12 protein-coding genes are annotated in these 14,950 nt (G+C 36.9%); 11 read left to right on the forward strand and 1 reads right to left on the reverse strand.

From position 1 onward, the window contains the following. Nucleotides 1-57: 57 nt before the first annotated feature. The 9 genes from walK (at nucleotide 58) to rlmH (ending at nucleotide 12,356) form a co-directional block, all read left to right on the forward strand. The gene (walK, locus tag HRK21_RS07445) at nucleotides 58-1,890 is read left to right on the forward strand and encodes a cell wall metabolism sensor histidine kinase WalK (protein WP_003729145.1); all 1,833 of its coding nucleotides are present in this window, start codon (nucleotides 58-60) and stop codon (nucleotides 1,888-1,890) included. After that, entirely contained in the window at nucleotides 1,887-3,209 is a 1,323-nt protein-coding gene (yycH, locus tag HRK21_RS07450; RefSeq protein ID WP_077952724.1) for a two-component system activity regulator YycH, read from the forward strand. The genes walK and yycH overlap by 4 nt, the downstream gene beginning before the upstream one ends. Nucleotides 3,210-3,211: 2 nt before the next feature. Next, nucleotides 3,212-4,051: a two-component system regulatory protein YycI gene (locus HRK21_RS07455; protein WP_070006198.1), complete on the forward strand. Its 840-nt coding sequence runs from the start codon at nucleotides 3,212-3,214 to the stop codon at nucleotides 4,049-4,051. A 119-nt stretch (nucleotides 4,052-4,170) separates the two neighbouring features. Next, nucleotides 4,171-5,001, forward strand: coding sequence for an MBL fold metallo-hydrolase (locus tag HRK21_RS07460; RefSeq protein ID WP_003738013.1), 831 nt, complete (start codon nucleotides 4,171-4,173; stop codon nucleotides 4,999-5,001). Nucleotides 5,002-5,098: 97 nt separating this feature from the next. Then, nucleotides 5,099-6,601: a serine protease HtrA gene (htrA, locus tag HRK21_RS07465; protein WP_070006193.1), complete on the forward strand. Its 1,503-nt coding sequence runs from the start codon at nucleotides 5,099-5,101 to the stop codon at nucleotides 6,599-6,601. 844 nt (nucleotides 6,602-7,445) lie between these two features. After that, nucleotides 7,446-8,864 (forward strand): glycoside hydrolase family 1 protein, encoded by a 1,419-nt coding sequence (locus HRK21_RS07470; RefSeq protein ID WP_003738016.1) that lies wholly within the window; start codon nucleotides 7,446-7,448, stop codon nucleotides 8,862-8,864. Between the two features lie 46 nt (nucleotides 8,865-8,910). Next, a complete protein-coding gene (locus tag HRK21_RS07475) occupies nucleotides 8,911-9,756 on the forward strand; it encodes a PRD domain-containing protein (RefSeq protein ID WP_069888331.1) in 846 nt (281 codons plus the stop codon). Nucleotides 9,757-9,878: 122 nt separating this feature from the next. After that, nucleotides 9,879-11,756: a beta-glucoside-specific PTS transporter subunit IIABC gene (locus HRK21_RS07480; protein WP_069888330.1), complete on the forward strand. Its 1,878-nt coding sequence runs from the start codon at nucleotides 9,879-9,881 to the stop codon at nucleotides 11,754-11,756. Nucleotides 11,757-11,876: 120 nt separating this feature from the next. Beyond that, nucleotides 11,877-12,356, forward strand: a complete 480-nt coding sequence (gene rlmH, locus HRK21_RS07485; protein WP_008946708.1) for a 23S rRNA (pseudouridine(1915)-N(3))-methyltransferase RlmH — start codon at nucleotides 11,877-11,879, stop codon at nucleotides 12,354-12,356. Between the two features lie 31 nt (nucleotides 12,357-12,387). Here rlmH and HRK21_RS07490 read toward each other — a convergent pair whose 3' ends face one another. After that, nucleotides 12,388-13,251, reverse strand: a complete 864-nt coding sequence (locus HRK21_RS07490; RefSeq protein ID WP_070006191.1) for a LysR family transcriptional regulator — start codon at nucleotides 13,249-13,251, stop codon at nucleotides 12,388-12,390. Nucleotides 13,252-13,369: 118 nt separating this feature from the next. On the opposite strand from HRK21_RS07490, the gene HRK21_RS07495 reads away from it, so the two are divergent. Both HRK21_RS07495 and HRK21_RS07500 read left to right on the forward strand, forming a co-directional pair. After that, a complete protein-coding gene (locus HRK21_RS07495) occupies nucleotides 13,370-14,107 on the forward strand; it encodes an NADPH-dependent oxidoreductase (protein ID WP_070006189.1) in 738 nt (245 codons plus the stop codon). 202 nt (nucleotides 14,108-14,309) lie between these two features. After that, nucleotides 14,310-14,948, forward strand: a complete 639-nt coding sequence (locus tag HRK21_RS07500) for a DUF998 domain-containing protein (RefSeq protein ID WP_070006187.1) — start codon at nucleotides 14,310-14,312, stop codon at nucleotides 14,946-14,948. Nucleotides 14,949-14,950 lie beyond the last annotated feature (2 nt).

Genomic DNA, 14,950 nt, shown 5'->3' on the forward strand with positions numbered 1-14,950 from the left:
CATAACATATGGTATACTAATTTAAATATATTACCCCGAATAGGAGTAGAAAGACTTATGCATAAAATGAGATTTTTTCAGTCTGTACAATTTAAGTTAGTTATTATGTATTTGCTGCTAATTATTGTTGCAATGCAAGTAATCGGCGCGTATTTTGTACGTGAGCTGGAAGGACAACTGGAGAAGAATTTTCAAGATTCTATTACGAATAGTATTACGCTTTTGGATTACAACGCTAGAGAAGAAATTATTAAAAATAGCGATAACTCCGTAAAGTTACAAAATGATATTAGAGAACTTTTGGTCGACTTTTCTCGTGCAAGCAGCAATTTAATCGAAGTTAGAATAGTAGATGATAAAGGAAAAATTCTCGGTACATCTAATTTAAATAATCAAGGAATTGTTGGTCAAAAAAGCAATGACCCCCTTGTGAAAAGAACGCTGTCACTTGGAACGACTTCTGAGGACAAAATCTATAAAGACGAATCGAATAAAAATAACCGCGTTTGGGTGAACGTATCCTCCATCAAAAATAAAGGCAAAGTGATAGGGGCTATTTATCTTGTCGCCGATATCGAAAGTGTCTATAAACAAGTAGATGATATTACAAATATTTTCATCACAGGTACTTTGATTGCGATGATTATTACCGCTGTACTCGGAATCTTGCTATCAAGAACGATTACAAAACCAATTGTTGAAATGAAACGGCAAGCTTATGCGATGGCTCGCGGGAATTACAGTCGTAAAGTTAAAGTATACGGTGTCGATGAAATTGGTGAATTAGCGGATTCTTTTAATACGTTAACGAAACGAGTCCAAGAAGCTCAAGCGATGACAGAAGGGGAGCGACGCAAACTTTCCTCCGTACTCGCATATATGACTGATGGCGTAATTGCAACAGACCGACGCGGGAAAGTAATTCTCATTAATACGCCCGCAGAAAAAATGCTGCGCGTGAAACATGAAAGTGCGAATGGGCGCTCTATTATTGATGTTTTAGATATAGGAGACACATACCAATTTGAAGATTTGATGGAAGTGGATGGTTCGCTAACTATGGACCGCAGTACTTTCGACAAACCTTATGTACTTCGCGCCAATTTCTCGGTTATCCAAAGAGAAACAGGTTTTAACAATGGCGTAATCGCCGTACTTCATGATATTACCGATCAAGAAAAAGTGGACCAAGAACGTCGCGACTTCGTATCCAACGTATCGCATGAACTTAGAACCCCACTTACAAGTATGCACAGTTATTTAGAAGCATTAAGCGACGGCGCATGGGAAGATAAAGAAATCGCCCCACGCTTCCTTGAAGTAACGCAGAATGAGACTGAGCGGATGATTCGTCTCGTTAATGATCTGCTCAAACTTTCCAGAATGGACGGCGGTAGAGAACAACTCGAAAAAAGCTTCGTGAACTTTACGGATTTCTTTAACCATATTATTGACCGTTTTGAAATGATGAAAAAAGAAACAATCATGTTCAAACGCCACATTCCAAGAGAACCAGTTATTATCGAAATTGATGAAGATAAAGTCATGCAAGTGCTGGATAATATTATCTCTAACGCCAACAAGTATTCACCAGATGGCGGCCGCATCTCTTTCTATCTGAAGAAGTTTGAAGATGAAATTGAAGTGAGCATTGCCGATGAAGGTTTAGGCGTACCAGATGAAGATTTAGCAAATGTATTCGACCGATTCTTCCGTGTAGATAAAGCACGCTCGCGGGAAATGGGAGGAACAGGGTTAGGACTTGCCATCGCTCGAGAAGTTATCGAAGCACATGGCGGCCGAATTTGGGCCGAACGTAATAAAACCAAAGGGACCATAATTAAATTCACCCTGCCATACAGTGACTTACCGGAGGATGATTGGGAATGATGAAAAAAACAGGATTTCGCTCATTTGTACTAACCATTTTAGTCGTACTCAGCATCGTCCTAAGCTACTTTATTTGGAAGGGACAACCTGATTACGAAGCAATTAATGTAAAAGAAGTGGAAAAAACAACCATTGATAAAACAATGACAACTTCACAAGTATTCAAACCATACAAGCTAGCTGTTAATGCAAATGAAAATAATTACCAAAGCCTAGATGCTGATTTATTAAACGAGCTAATGGCACAAGGGAAAGCCTTCAGTTTCTCAGAAGTGGTATTAGCTAATAAAAAAAGTAGTGAAGACTATGAGAAATTAATCCATAAAAATGGAACTATCGAGATTATTTTCCCGAGTAATATCCCGTTCTCTATTTTTGCTCAAATTTTTCAAATACAAGGAGAAGGGCTTGAATCAGCATTCTTTAATCGAATTGTATTTGATGTTAATAATACAGATACAGGACTACACTCGGTTTATTTCACAAATGACGATCAAGAAAATATTTACCAAAGCTCACTTCAAAATAAAGACATCGATAAAATCGAAAAAATTGTTAAAAAGAATGAAAGCAAGCTGACTCAAAATGATAAGCTAATTTCAAACAAACGCAATCTTTTCCTAAGCTTTGAAAAAACAAAACTAGATCGCAAAAAATATATTATTGATTCGCTTGAAATTAATTTATTCACTTCCGCGCTGTTCCAAGATTCTGGCACAGTTAAAAGTGAGGGAAACACCTACACAGATGGCTCCAGTGTCATTGAAATGGATACAGATAATAAAGTATTAGAATATGTAAACCCATCTCAAGAACGTACGAATCCAGAAGATCTTAGCAGTGTCAAACGAGCTGGACTTATTCAAGATAGTTTTAACTTTGTGAACGATCACGCTGGATGGACTGGTGATGGTGCTTACTATTTCACAGGTTATGCCGCGGAAAGTGCAACGACTAATTTCAGTTTATTCATCGATAATTTACAAGTTTATAATGAGAATGGCATGGCGGACATCTCTGTAACAGAAGGACTTGAAGCGGTTTATAAATATATGAGACCATTTTTCCGATTAGATACAGATGTACCGGGGGAGAAAAAAGAAGTAACGCTACAATCTTCTTATTCTGTCTATAGCGCTCTGGCTCAAAATCCTAACATCAAAGTAGAAGAAATTGAAGATATTGTTCCCGGCTATCATATGACTAGAAGCGAATCTTCTGGGATGAATCGGCTAGTGACTTTAGAACCAACATGGCTGTATAAGTATCATGACAAATGGTTCGTCTTCCAACCAGATGCAGAAAAGGCGGGTGAATAAAAATGGATTGGCGTAAAACACAAATGATTTTTATTGTGACTCTCCTTATTCTTAATGTCTTTTTAGCAGTAATATTTTTCAACAAGCAGTTATCGGATGACCCAGATACACTCGGAAATGAGACGCTAGAAGAACGATTAAAAGCAGATAATATTTCCCATCCGGATTTGTCGACCAAACCTACGAGCGGTTCCATTTTCACTACAGAACGAGCGGCATTTACAACAAAAGATGTAAGCAACTTTACAGGACAGGCAATTACACTGAAAGATAACAATAAACAAATCTATTCTGTCCTACAAAATCCAGTAAAAGCTGGCAAAAAAGGGGCCAATCCAGAATTTCAAAAATTTATGGAATCAAGTGTTTATCGCGGGGAGTCTTACCAATTTTGGAATTATGATAAGGACGCGCGGACACTTACTTTTAATCAATTAATTAATAACAACATGGTTCTGTTTGATGAAGCGGGCCAAATTACTTTTTATTTAGATCAAGATGACCGAGTAATTTCATATGAACAAACTTGGATGTCGAAGCAAGATGATTTAAAAGATAAAACTAACTTAATGTCTGCAACAGATGCACTAGAAGCAGTTTATCAGCACGGAGAATTGAAGCAAGACAGCGATGTGGTTTCTGCAACATTTGGCTATTACACGACAGTACAGCTACCTTCAGGAAATGTATACTTCCCTGTTTGGTGCTTTGAAGTGAAACATTCGGGTGAAACTAACTACGTCCTCGTAAATGCCAAAGACGAACAAGTGATTAATCAATCAGAAAATAAATCAACAACCGAACCTGGTGCGGAATTATCAAGCCGCCAAAAAGCCAAATAAAAAAGAAGTCAACCTAATTATCGCAAAAAATTAGGTTGGCTTTTTCAAACGATAGCGCATGCAATTTTGGCGAATTAGCGTTACAATGAAAGATATATAAGCCTTTAGGGGGATAAAAAATGTTCGCAAATAAAATTTTAACAGAAAAAGATACGGATCAAATCCGATTTAGTATATTAGCCAGTGGAAGTTCAGGCAATGCCACACTTGTCGAAACAGGAGATCAAAAAATTCTGATTGACTGTGGTTTGAGTGGCAAGAAAATGGAAGGACTATTCGCGCAAGTTGGTCGAGATATGAACGATTTAGACGCGATTCTAATTACTCACGAACATTCAGACCATATTAAAGGCCTTGGGGTGCTTGCTCGGAAGTACAAACTCCCTATTTATGCCAATGCGAAAACATGGAAAGCAATGGATAATATGATTGGTGAAGTCTCTTCAGAACAAAAATTCCAATTTGATATGGAAACAGTAAAATCCTTTGGTAGCATGCAAGTGGAATCCTTTGGAGTCTCTCATGATGCGATTGAGCCGATGTTTTACATATTTCATAAAGGGAATAAAAAATTTGTAATGATAACAGACACAGGCTATGTGAGCGACCGAATGAAAGGACATATTGCGGGGGCTGATGCTTATCTTTTTGAAAGTAATCATGATGTAGAAATGCTACGAATGGGACGCTATCCATGGAATGTAAAACGTAGAATTCTTGGCGACGAGGGACACGTGAGCAATGAAGATGCAGCGATAGCAATGAGTGAAGTTATTACCGATCAAACAAAACGAATTTATTTGGGACATCTTAGTAAAGACAACAATATGAAAGAACTTGCGAGAATGAGCGTAACACAAACACTTATGGCAGAAGGAATTGATGTTGGAGGTAAACTAGAAATTTTTGATACAGATCCTGATAATGCTACGTCCATCTTTACTATTTGAGTTTCACTGTTTTTTTAAAGCTTTTTCATCGTTTTTTCATATTTGGGGTTTATTATGGAAGTATATAAATGCGAAATTTGCAGAGAGGAAGGAAGACATGGACGAGAACGAAAAGAATTTAAATGAAAACAGCGAGAAAGAAAGCACGCCGAAAAGAGAGGTCGAGGAGACTTTACATACTAAAGAGAGCTCGCAACCAGTCCAAGAAACTCCTATTGTAGAAGGCGTGACCCCAGAAGGTGAAAAATTTGCCGGAGCAACAGAAGATGCAGCCGAGGCAAGTTCTACAAATGCATTTTTTGAAGAAGCAAGTAACAAAGAACCAGAACCTGCTAGACCAGCTCCAGGACCAAGACGTGCTGGGACAACTGGTGGCGGGGCAGTTCCACCTAATAGAGTGAATAATGGCGGAAGTGGTAACGGGAACGGCGAACCACCAAAACGCGGCAAACACTTTATTGGTTACTTTTTAACAGCACTTATTGGCGTTATTATCGGTGGACTTATTATTTTCTTTGTCGCTTGGGATAATGGCGACAATGCGGATACAACTTCAAACTCAAATAATAAAGCTACCAAAGTAGAAAAAGTTTCAGTAGATACAACATCAGATGTAACAAAAGCAGTAGATAAAGTGCAAGATGCGGTAGTGAGTGTACTGAATTACCAATCATCTTCATCCCTTGATGGAACAACAACTTCTGAACAAGAAGCTTCCTCTGGATCTGGTGTTATTTATAAAAAAGCAAATGGAAAAGCCTACATCGTAACAAATAATCACGTTGTTGCGGATGCAAATAAATTAGAAGTAACTTTTACAAACGGTAAAAAATCCGAAGCAAAATTACTTGGAACAGACGAATGGAACGATTTAGCTGTTCTTGAAATTGATGATAAAAATGTTACGACAGTCGCTGCATTCGGCGATTCTGATTCATTAAAACTTGGCGAACCAGCAATTGCAATTGGTAGCCCACTTGGAACAGAATTTTCCGGTTCTGTAACACAAGGTATTATTTCTGGTCTAAACCGTGCAGTACCAGTTGATACAAATGGCGACGGAACAGAAGACTGGGAAGCAGATGTTATCCAAACAGATGCAGCCATTAATCCTGGTAACAGTGGTGGAGCTTTAATTAATATTGAAGGCCAAGTAATTGGTATTAACTCAATGAAAATTTCGATGGAAAATGTAGAAGGTATTAGCTTTGCCATTCCAAGTAACACAGTAGAACCAATCATTGAACAACTAGAAACGAAAGGCGAAGTAGAACGTCCATCTCTAGGTGTATCCTTACGTGACGTTGATACAATTCCAGAAACACAACAAAAAAATATCTTGAAATTACCTGATAGCGTAGATTACGGCGCAATGGTACAACAAGTAGTATCCGGTTCTGCAGCAGATAAAGCTGGCTTGAAACAATACGATGTAATTGTCGAACTAGACGGCCAAAAAGTAACAAATTCCATGACATTACGCAAAATCCTATACGGTAACGATGTGAAAATTGGCGATAAAGTCAAAGTGAAATACTATCGTGACGGTAAAGAAAAATCCACAGATATTAAATTAGAAGCAGCAAAAACTACTACATGATAATCAAAAGCCATTCTCTTGAAAAAGAGGATGGCTTTTTTTCTGTGGAAAACTTGTGGATAGGGATTTTTTTCGGATATAGATATGGTAGAGAACAAGAATTCTCCTACTAAATATAGAACTGGTTTGTGGATATGTGGATAACTTCTGTGGATAACCTGTGTGTAAGCAGTGAATATCTTGTGGAAAAGAACAATTTTGATAATTTAATCAATAAACACAGATTTATTTTTGAAAAAAACACATTTTTTGCGAAAATATAGGTCAAAAAAAGAAAAATGTGGATAGAAAGCCATTTATCCACATTTTTACTTTTTATAAGCTGGATATGTGACAAGGAAAATAACTTTACATAGATATTTAGTTAACGAGATTGATTGTAGGAGAAGGGATTCCGCTGTTTAGTGGAGTTTTGGTATTGGATAGTTAGATGCCGATTTCACCTGTGGATAAGCTGTGGATAGTGAAATTTGGCTATCATATATATTGTGGAGAATATACGTTCGGACACAAAATAGAGAATTGGCTTGTGGATATGTGGATAATTTTTGGGGATAACTTGTGTATAAGGGCGGGATAACCTGTGGAATAGTTTTTGGGGCGGAAAATAATTGAGCTGCTCTACTATATTAATGAAATAAAAAAGTTGTTAAACAGGTGGAGAAAAATCATTATTGACAGAAAGCGCTTTATCTTGTATCATAATGGTTAATTAAAGGATTGTTACTGATTCGATCAGGCATGACCCGGAATAAGATAGAAACTTATCGAGAGAAATCTCGTTAGCTTTTGTCTAGTTTCGGGTCATTTTTTGTACAAAAAAATGACTAGGAGGCATGTACATATGGAATTCAGAAAAAATAAAGCATTCCCAAATGATTTTTTGTGGGGAGCTTCAACGTCTTCTTTTCAAGTGGAAGGTGCTTGGCAGGAAGATGGAAAAGGGGTATCTGTTATTGATGTAATGGCTAAAAACCCGAAAATAACTGATTTTACCATTGCGGTGGATCATTATCATCGAATGAAAGAAGACGTGGCCTTGATGGCTGAGTTAGGTCTTAAAGTGTATCGTTTCTCTATTGCTTGGACGCGGATTTTTCCAACTGGGCGGGGAAACATTAACCAAAAGGGGGTCGATTTTTATAACGATTTAATTGATGAACTTTGTAAGTATGGAATTGAACCGCTTGTGACTATTTATCATTTTGATTATCCGCAAGGGCTAGTAGAAGAATATGGTGGTTGGGTATCGAGGAATAGTGTGGAAGATTACCGCGCGTATGCAGAATTTTTATTTAAAACATACGGCGATCGTGTTAAATATTGGTTGACAATCAATGAACAGGATCATGTAGTGCGGATGCCAAGCCGTTTGGGTCTTACTGGAAAAACGCAGCATGAACAGTTGAAACTTGGATATCAGGCAAACCATCATATGTGCCTTGCAACAGCTGCAACGATTAAAACATTCCACGAGATTGGGATAAAAGGGAAAATCGGACCAGCAGTTTCATTTTCAATGATTCACCCAGCGAGTTCAAGTCCAGAAGATGTGCTTGCAAGCCAAGATGCGATGCTCGTTAAACATAATTACTTACTGGATTTACATTGTAATGGTGAGTACCGTGCCCCGTTTTGGCAATATTTGCTTGACCGGGACTTTGCGCCAGAAATAGAAGCGGGAGATATGCAATTAATGAAAGAAAATCCGCCAACGATGATTGGTGTGAACTATTATTTTTCCGAGGCGGTTAAGGCATTTCCGGCAACAGAAGAATTTCCGATTGGTTATCAAAAAGAGTCTTTATTACCAGAAGCAGAGGCTGGCATTTTCCAAGTAATAAAAAATCAACAACTTACGGCGACAGATTGGGGCTGGGAAATTGATCCAGTTGGCTTACGTTTAACGTTACGAGAATTGCATGAACGATATCACTTGCCTTTAATAATTACAGAAAATGGAATGGGCGCATATGATAAACTAGAAGTAGGAGATGTAATAAATGACGATTACCGAATTATGTATTTAAAAGAACACATAAAACAAGTGAAATTGGCGTTTAATGATGGTGTAACTGTGCTTGGTTACTGTTCATGGAGCTTTATGGATGTTGTCAGTGGTCGAAATGGCATGGATAAACGCTATGGATTTGTATATATTGACCGAGAAAACTTTGATTTAAAAGAGATGCGCAGAATTAAAAAGCAAAGTTTTTATTGGTATCAAAAAGTCATTACTTCAAATGGAGAAAGCCTGTCATAACTTAACTTTCCTAGATATAAACTAAACTATTGAAGAGGAATAAAAGATGATAATAAAAAAAGTTTTTAATAATAATGTTGTTTTAGTCATTGAAAATCCGACAGTAGAAAAAATTCTGATGGGAAAAGGTATTGGTTATCAAAAGTTTCCAGGAGACCTGGTTGATGTAACTAATATAGAAAAAATATTTGTGTTGAATGATGAAGCGACAGAAGGAAAATTGGATGCTTTTTTTGATGAAGTTCCTTTAGAGGTTATTCAACTGTGTGGACATTTGGTGAAAAGTGGTAAGCAGAAACTTGGTCCTCATATTACAGATAATTTACTTATTCCACTTGCTGATCATATAAATTTCGCAATAACTCGGGTAAACGAAGGCATCCAAATTGATTATCCGCTAAAATGGGAAATTCGTCATATGTATCCGGAAGAAGTAGTATTTGCCGAATCAGTTATCGCTTGGATGAAAGAAAGCGCGAATATCGAATTACCTAAAGAAGAAGTTGTTCCCATCGCGATGCATTTTGTTAATGCTAGATTTGGTACAGCAGAAGTAGAACAAGCTTTTGAAATGACAACTTTGGTTGCGAAAATTTTAGATATTATTAACTATCATTACCTTATTCAAGTAGATGAAGATTCATTAAATTATGCGCGTTTAATTACACATTTGCGTTACTTCATTTTGCGACAAATGAAAAAAGAATCAGACATAGTGGAAGAAGCAATTCTTTATGATGTAGTAAAAAGTAAATATCCAAAAGCCTTTGAATGTGCCTTAAAAGTGAAGAAACTACTGGAAGAAACAATGGGATGGACAGTCAATCATGATGAGGTATTATATCTTGCACTGCACATTCATCGAGTTACTACTAGAGAAAAAACAAAATAATTTATTGTAGGATCGTTACTGTTCGGCAGGCGTGACCTAAATAAAAGATAAGGACACTTAATTTTAAGGCGTTGTATCTTTTATTTGGGTCTTTTTTATTACAAATGAACTGGAGGAAAACCATGAATAATCAAGATTTAGCAAAAGAGATACTTGCCCTTGTTGGTGGAGAGAAAAATATTACCGATGTCATGCATTGCTACACAAGACTTAGATTTCATTTGAAAAAAATCGATTTAGCGAATAAAGAAAAAATTGAGGAATTACCAGGCGTTATTAATGTTCAAATTCAAAGCGGACAATTTCAAGTAGTGATTGGTAATAAAGTTTCTAAAGTTTATAAGGAATTAATAAAACTTGGAGATTTTAAACAAGGCGATAGTACGGAAACAACTGATGAAAAGAAAAAAGGAAATTTCATTGGGCGTTTCTTTGAAGTAATTTCGACGATATTCTCGCCAATAGTTCCTGCGATTGCTGGGGCCGGAATGTTAAAAGGTCTTTTAGGATTAGTTACTGTACTTGGCTGGGTTGAACCAACTAGTAGTGTTGTAACGATGCTACAAATTATATCAGATTGTGTATTTTACTTCTTACCGTTTTTCTTAGCAGTTTCAGCAGCTCGAATCTTCAAAACGAATGAGTTTATTGCTGTCGCTGTAGCTGGTGGAATGATGTATCCGATTATTATGGAAGGAGCAAAAGCCATTGCGAATGGTGGGCCAACTGGTTTAGATTTGTTTGGTCTCCCAGTTCCTTTTATCAATTATAGTTCTACAGTTATTCCGATTATTTTAGCCGTTTGGATTTTAAGCTATCTTTATCGTTGGGTAGATAGATGGATGCCGGATTCTCTGGGGATTGTATTTACACCAACTATTGTATTAATGCTGATTATTCCAATTCAATTAATTGTTATTGGACCACTGGGATCATATTTAGGTATTTGGCTTGCTGAAGGTGTTACATGGTTATTTGCACATGGTGGAATTTTAGCTGGCGGACTTCTCGGCGCAACTAGGCCATTACTAGTGATTGTCGGAATGCACTACGGTTTAATGCCAATTGCGATTCAAAATATCGCTATACTTGGGCATGACTATTTATTACCGGTTTTCTTAATGGCGAACATGGGCCAAGCGGCAGCAGCGTTAGCCGTATTTTTGAAAACAAAAAACAAAGATTTAAAAGCTATTGCGGGATCATCAACAATTGCTGGATTTTTAGGAATTACCGAGCCTGCAATGTACGGGGTTAACTTGAGACTGAAAAAACCATTTATCGCCGCTTTAATTGGGTCAGGTATCGGTGGTGCATTTGTGACAGGTTTTGGCGTTACAGGAAATGCGTTTGTTCTACCGGGAATAATGAGTTTACCAGTATTTATGGGACCAAAATTTATTTATCTAATCATTGGGATGATACTTACAATCACCATCACCATCGTTTTAACATTCTTGATGAAATTTGAAGATGCACCATCTAAAAATACAAAAGGAACAGCGAAGAAACAAAACAAAGCTTCTTCTATTGAACACACAACTATTTTAAGCCCAGTAATCGGAACCACAGTTGCTTTAAAAGATGTACCAGATGCGACATTTGCAGAAGAAATTATGGGCAAAGGAATGGCTGTAAACCCAAAAGTTGGAGAGATTTACGCCCCCTTTAATGGAGAAATTGCTACTTTCTTTAAAACAGGTCATGCAATTGGCTTGCGGTCAGATGAAGGGGTAGAATTGCTTATTCACGTAGGGATTGATACGGTTAATTTAAACGGAACTTATTTCCATCCACAAGTGAAACAAGGCGATCAAGTTAAGACTGGAGATTTGCTGTTAACATTTGATTTAGCAGAAATTAAGCAAGCAGGATATGAAACTATTACACCCGTTATCGTTACAAACACAGAAAATTATTTGGATGTGATTGGTGCTGATGAAAATGCAGTAATGGAGCGAGAAGAGTGGTTGATTCAAGTAATTAATAAAATGAAATGATTTAAAAACACTATTCTCTCGTGGGAATAGTGTTTTTTGTTGGGAATTATAATTTTTGGTAGAGTTGTAAGTGTCCTTTGAGGTATGATAAAAGTATTAAAAAAGATAAGGGTGGCATAAATGAATATCCAAATTGTAACGGTCGGGAAATTAAAAGAAAAATATTTAGTACAAGGAATCGCTGAATATTTAAAACGACTTAGCGCCTATGCGAAAGTGACGATTGTTGAAGTTCCGGATGAGAAAGCTCCGGAAGTGCTGAGTGATGCGGAAATGAAACAAGTGAAGGATAAAGAGGGAGTGCGGATTTTAGCGAAGATTCCGGACGATGCCCATGTGATTGCGCTGGCGATTGATGGCAAAATGAAGTCGAGTGAAGAATTTGCGGCTGATTTAGATAAACTAGCGACTTATGGGAAGAGTAAGGTGACGTTTGTGATTGGTGGATCGCTGGGGCTTAGTGAGGCGGTGTTGAAGCGGAGTAATGAGCGGATTTCGTTTGGGAGGTTAACGTTGCCGCATCAGTTGATGAGATTGGTGCTGGTGGAGCAGGTTTACCGGGCATTTCGGATTGTTCGGGGGGAGCCTTATCATAAATAACTAGCCGCTTGAAAGTGTGGTAATCAACAACTTAACTTTTGAAAGCTGGTTTACTTTTTTCGATAAGCCATTTTTCACCAGTTGAAATTGTATGATCTGCATGATAAATTAAGGTTTTTCGAAGCGCTACATATTCTGCGGGTAATGTTTCATAGTTTAGAAAATGGTAGTTTAGTGCGATGCTTTCAGGAATAATTCCAATACCAAGTTCATTGTTGCAGATTTCAACAAGTGTTTCAGGAATATTAATCTCTGATAAAGAAACATTTGGAATATTAAAATCGTTAATGAGAGCAGCTAGGGCCCGGTATGAATAACATTGTTTGCTGAAGACGTATAATCGTTCTTCCGCTAATATTTTTTGGACTGATTTTCCAGCTGTGTTGCCTGCGAAAACTAGTTTATCCCATGAGAGCGTTTGTGAGATGATTTGGCTATCTTGAAATAAATTTTCTTTTTCGAGTTCAGCGACATAAGCGATGGTTAGTTCTCTGTTAGCTATTTTTGGTATTAATTCACTTGTACTTCCGCTAACGATAGATAATTTTTTATTTGGAAACTGTTGATAGAACTCTTTAATGATTGTGTTAAATTCCATAGGCAAAGAAGATTGCGTAATACCGATTGAGATAGTTTCTTCTTCATTATTGATAATATCAATCGTTTCCTCCCATAATAAAATCATTTTTTTGAATTGTTGATAGATTTTTTCGCCCTCTTTAGTCAATTCCACACCATTCGAGTGCCGGAAGAAAAGTTGAGTTTGGAACTGTTTTTCGATATTTTTTATTTTATTGGACATATTAGACTGTAAATGATGCAGTTCATTTGCTGCTGCAGAAATACTCTTTAGTTCAGCTACTTTATTAAATGCTTTCATGTTTTCAATATCCATAATTTCCTCCTTCTGATATCAAAAATAATGATACCGGCATACGATTTACGCATTTCAAATGATAGTGCAGATAGATTATACTTTATTTACAATATAAATTCAATTTGGGGGTTATGCTATGAATGCAACAATTCAACAATTAGTTAAACATGTTTCAGTAAGAGAATTTAAAAATGAAAGATTATCAGATGAAACCAAACAACATTTATTATCAGCTGCGAGAAGTGCATCTAGTTCGCATTTTGTACAATCTTTTTCTATTTTAGAAATCACAGATGAAAAACTAAGAAAGGAACTAGCTGAAATTACGAATAGTGCTTCTTATGTAAATCAAACGGGAACCTTTTATGTGTTTGTAGGTGATTTATACCGACAATCAAAACTTTTACTGGAGAATAATCGAACTTTAGATGGTTTGAGAAATATGGAATCGTTACTCGTATCGGTGATAGATGCTACAATTGCAGCTCAAAATATGGTTATTGCTGCTGAGTCTCTTGATTTAGGAATCTGTTATATCGGTGGAATAAGAAATGATATTGAAAAAGTGGCTAATTTGCTAAACTTACCACCATTTACGATACCTGTTTTCGGATTAACTGTAGGCGTTCCAGAATATAAAAATCAAGTAAAACCACGGCTATTACTAGAAAATCAAGTAGGAGAAAATCAGTATCCACATGAACAATTTACGGATTTAAAAGCGTATGAGGAATTGACCAAAGAATATTATGCTTTACGTGAAAAAAATCAGCATCAAACTTCATGGGGAGACAAGAATGTAGAGTTTTTTGAAGAAATACGAAGACCAGAAATAGCGGGATTCTTGAAGAAACAAGGGTTTACATTGGATTGATTAGTTTTCATTGCTGGGCGTATAAAAAGATAATCGTGTTAAATTTAGGAAAAGCTGGAAAAATATTTTTTTCGGCTTTTTATTTGATTTCGGCTATTATTTAGTCATAGAAAGTTTAAACTAGATTAGATGGGGATAGATTTGTATAATTAATATGGAGTTGAAATTACACTAATATACCCTAAATAAAAGGAGGATCCAAATGAAATTTCTAAAAAAATACGGTTTTTACTTTTTATTACTCGGCGTTTTGAGTGATTTTCTAACGCCTTACATACTTGGAATCTTTTACCCAGAATTAAACCAAATGACGCGGGTTATGAGTGTGTTTGGGGATGTGGCTAGTCCGGTTCGAGGGGCTTTTTTGGTTTGGTCGGTGGTGTCTGGGGTGTTCTTTGTGCTCGCTTTACCGGCGATTTATCAGAGCGTTGTTAAAACTTCGCGGACTTTGGCGATTTTGCTTGCTTCAGCGATTGGATTGTATGGAGTTGGCGATTGTATTTTTACGGGGCTGTTTAGTATTGATACGGAGCAGGCGAGTTGGACGTTTTCGACTTGGGTGCATAATATTGGCTCGGGGCTTGGTTATGCGGGATTTTTGATTTTTCCGTTGTTTCTGGTCATTCTGTACCGGAAAACTGGCGAGAAGACGCTCAGCAATGTTTATCTTGTGCTATTAATCGTTAGTTTACTATCTGCTAGTATTTATGGACTTGCGCGGATTCCAGCGGTGAATCACTTGCCGGTTTTAGATAAAATTGGTTTTTGTCAGCGGATTAGTTTCTTTTTTAATTATTTGCCGATTGTTGTTTTTGGAATTGATCGGATTAGAAAACCCTAGAT

This window comes from Listeria monocytogenes (assembly GCF_013282665.1).
GTDB classification, from domain to species: Bacteria; Bacillota; Bacilli; order Lactobacillales; family Listeriaceae; genus Listeria; species Listeria monocytogenes_C.

Bases quoted from the DNA above. Each gene is read 5' to 3' on its own strand.
- walK (WP_003729145.1), top strand. From the start codon at position 58: ATGCATAAAATGAGATTTTTTCAGTCTGTACAATTTAAGTTAGTTATT.
- yycH (WP_077952724.1), top strand. From the start codon at position 1,887: ATGATGAAAAAAACAGGATTTCGCTCATTTGTACTAACCATTTTAGTC.
- HRK21_RS07455 (WP_070006198.1), top strand. From the start codon at position 3,212: ATGGATTGGCGTAAAACACAAATGATTTTTATTGTGACTCTCCTTATT.
- HRK21_RS07460 (WP_003738013.1), top strand. From the start codon at position 4,171: ATGTTCGCAAATAAAATTTTAACAGAAAAAGATACGGATCAAATCCGA.
- htrA (WP_070006193.1), top strand. From the start codon at position 5,099: ATGGACGAGAACGAAAAGAATTTAAATGAAAACAGCGAGAAAGAAAGC.
- HRK21_RS07470 (WP_003738016.1), top strand. From the start codon at position 7,446: ATGGAATTCAGAAAAAATAAAGCATTCCCAAATGATTTTTTGTGGGGA.
- HRK21_RS07475 (WP_069888331.1), top strand. From the start codon at position 8,911: ATGATAATAAAAAAAGTTTTTAATAATAATGTTGTTTTAGTCATTGAA.
- HRK21_RS07480 (WP_069888330.1), top strand. From the start codon at position 9,879: ATGAATAATCAAGATTTAGCAAAAGAGATACTTGCCCTTGTTGGTGGA.
- rlmH (WP_008946708.1), top strand. From the start codon at position 11,877: ATGAATATCCAAATTGTAACGGTCGGGAAATTAAAAGAAAAATATTTA.
- HRK21_RS07490 (WP_070006191.1), bottom strand. From the start codon at position 13,251: ATGGATATTGAAAACATGAAAGCATTTAATAAAGTAGCTGAACTAAAG.
- HRK21_RS07495 (WP_070006189.1), top strand. From the start codon at position 13,370: ATGAATGCAACAATTCAACAATTAGTTAAACATGTTTCAGTAAGAGAA.
- HRK21_RS07500 (WP_070006187.1), top strand. From the start codon at position 14,310: ATGAAATTTCTAAAAAAATACGGTTTTTACTTTTTATTACTCGGCGTT.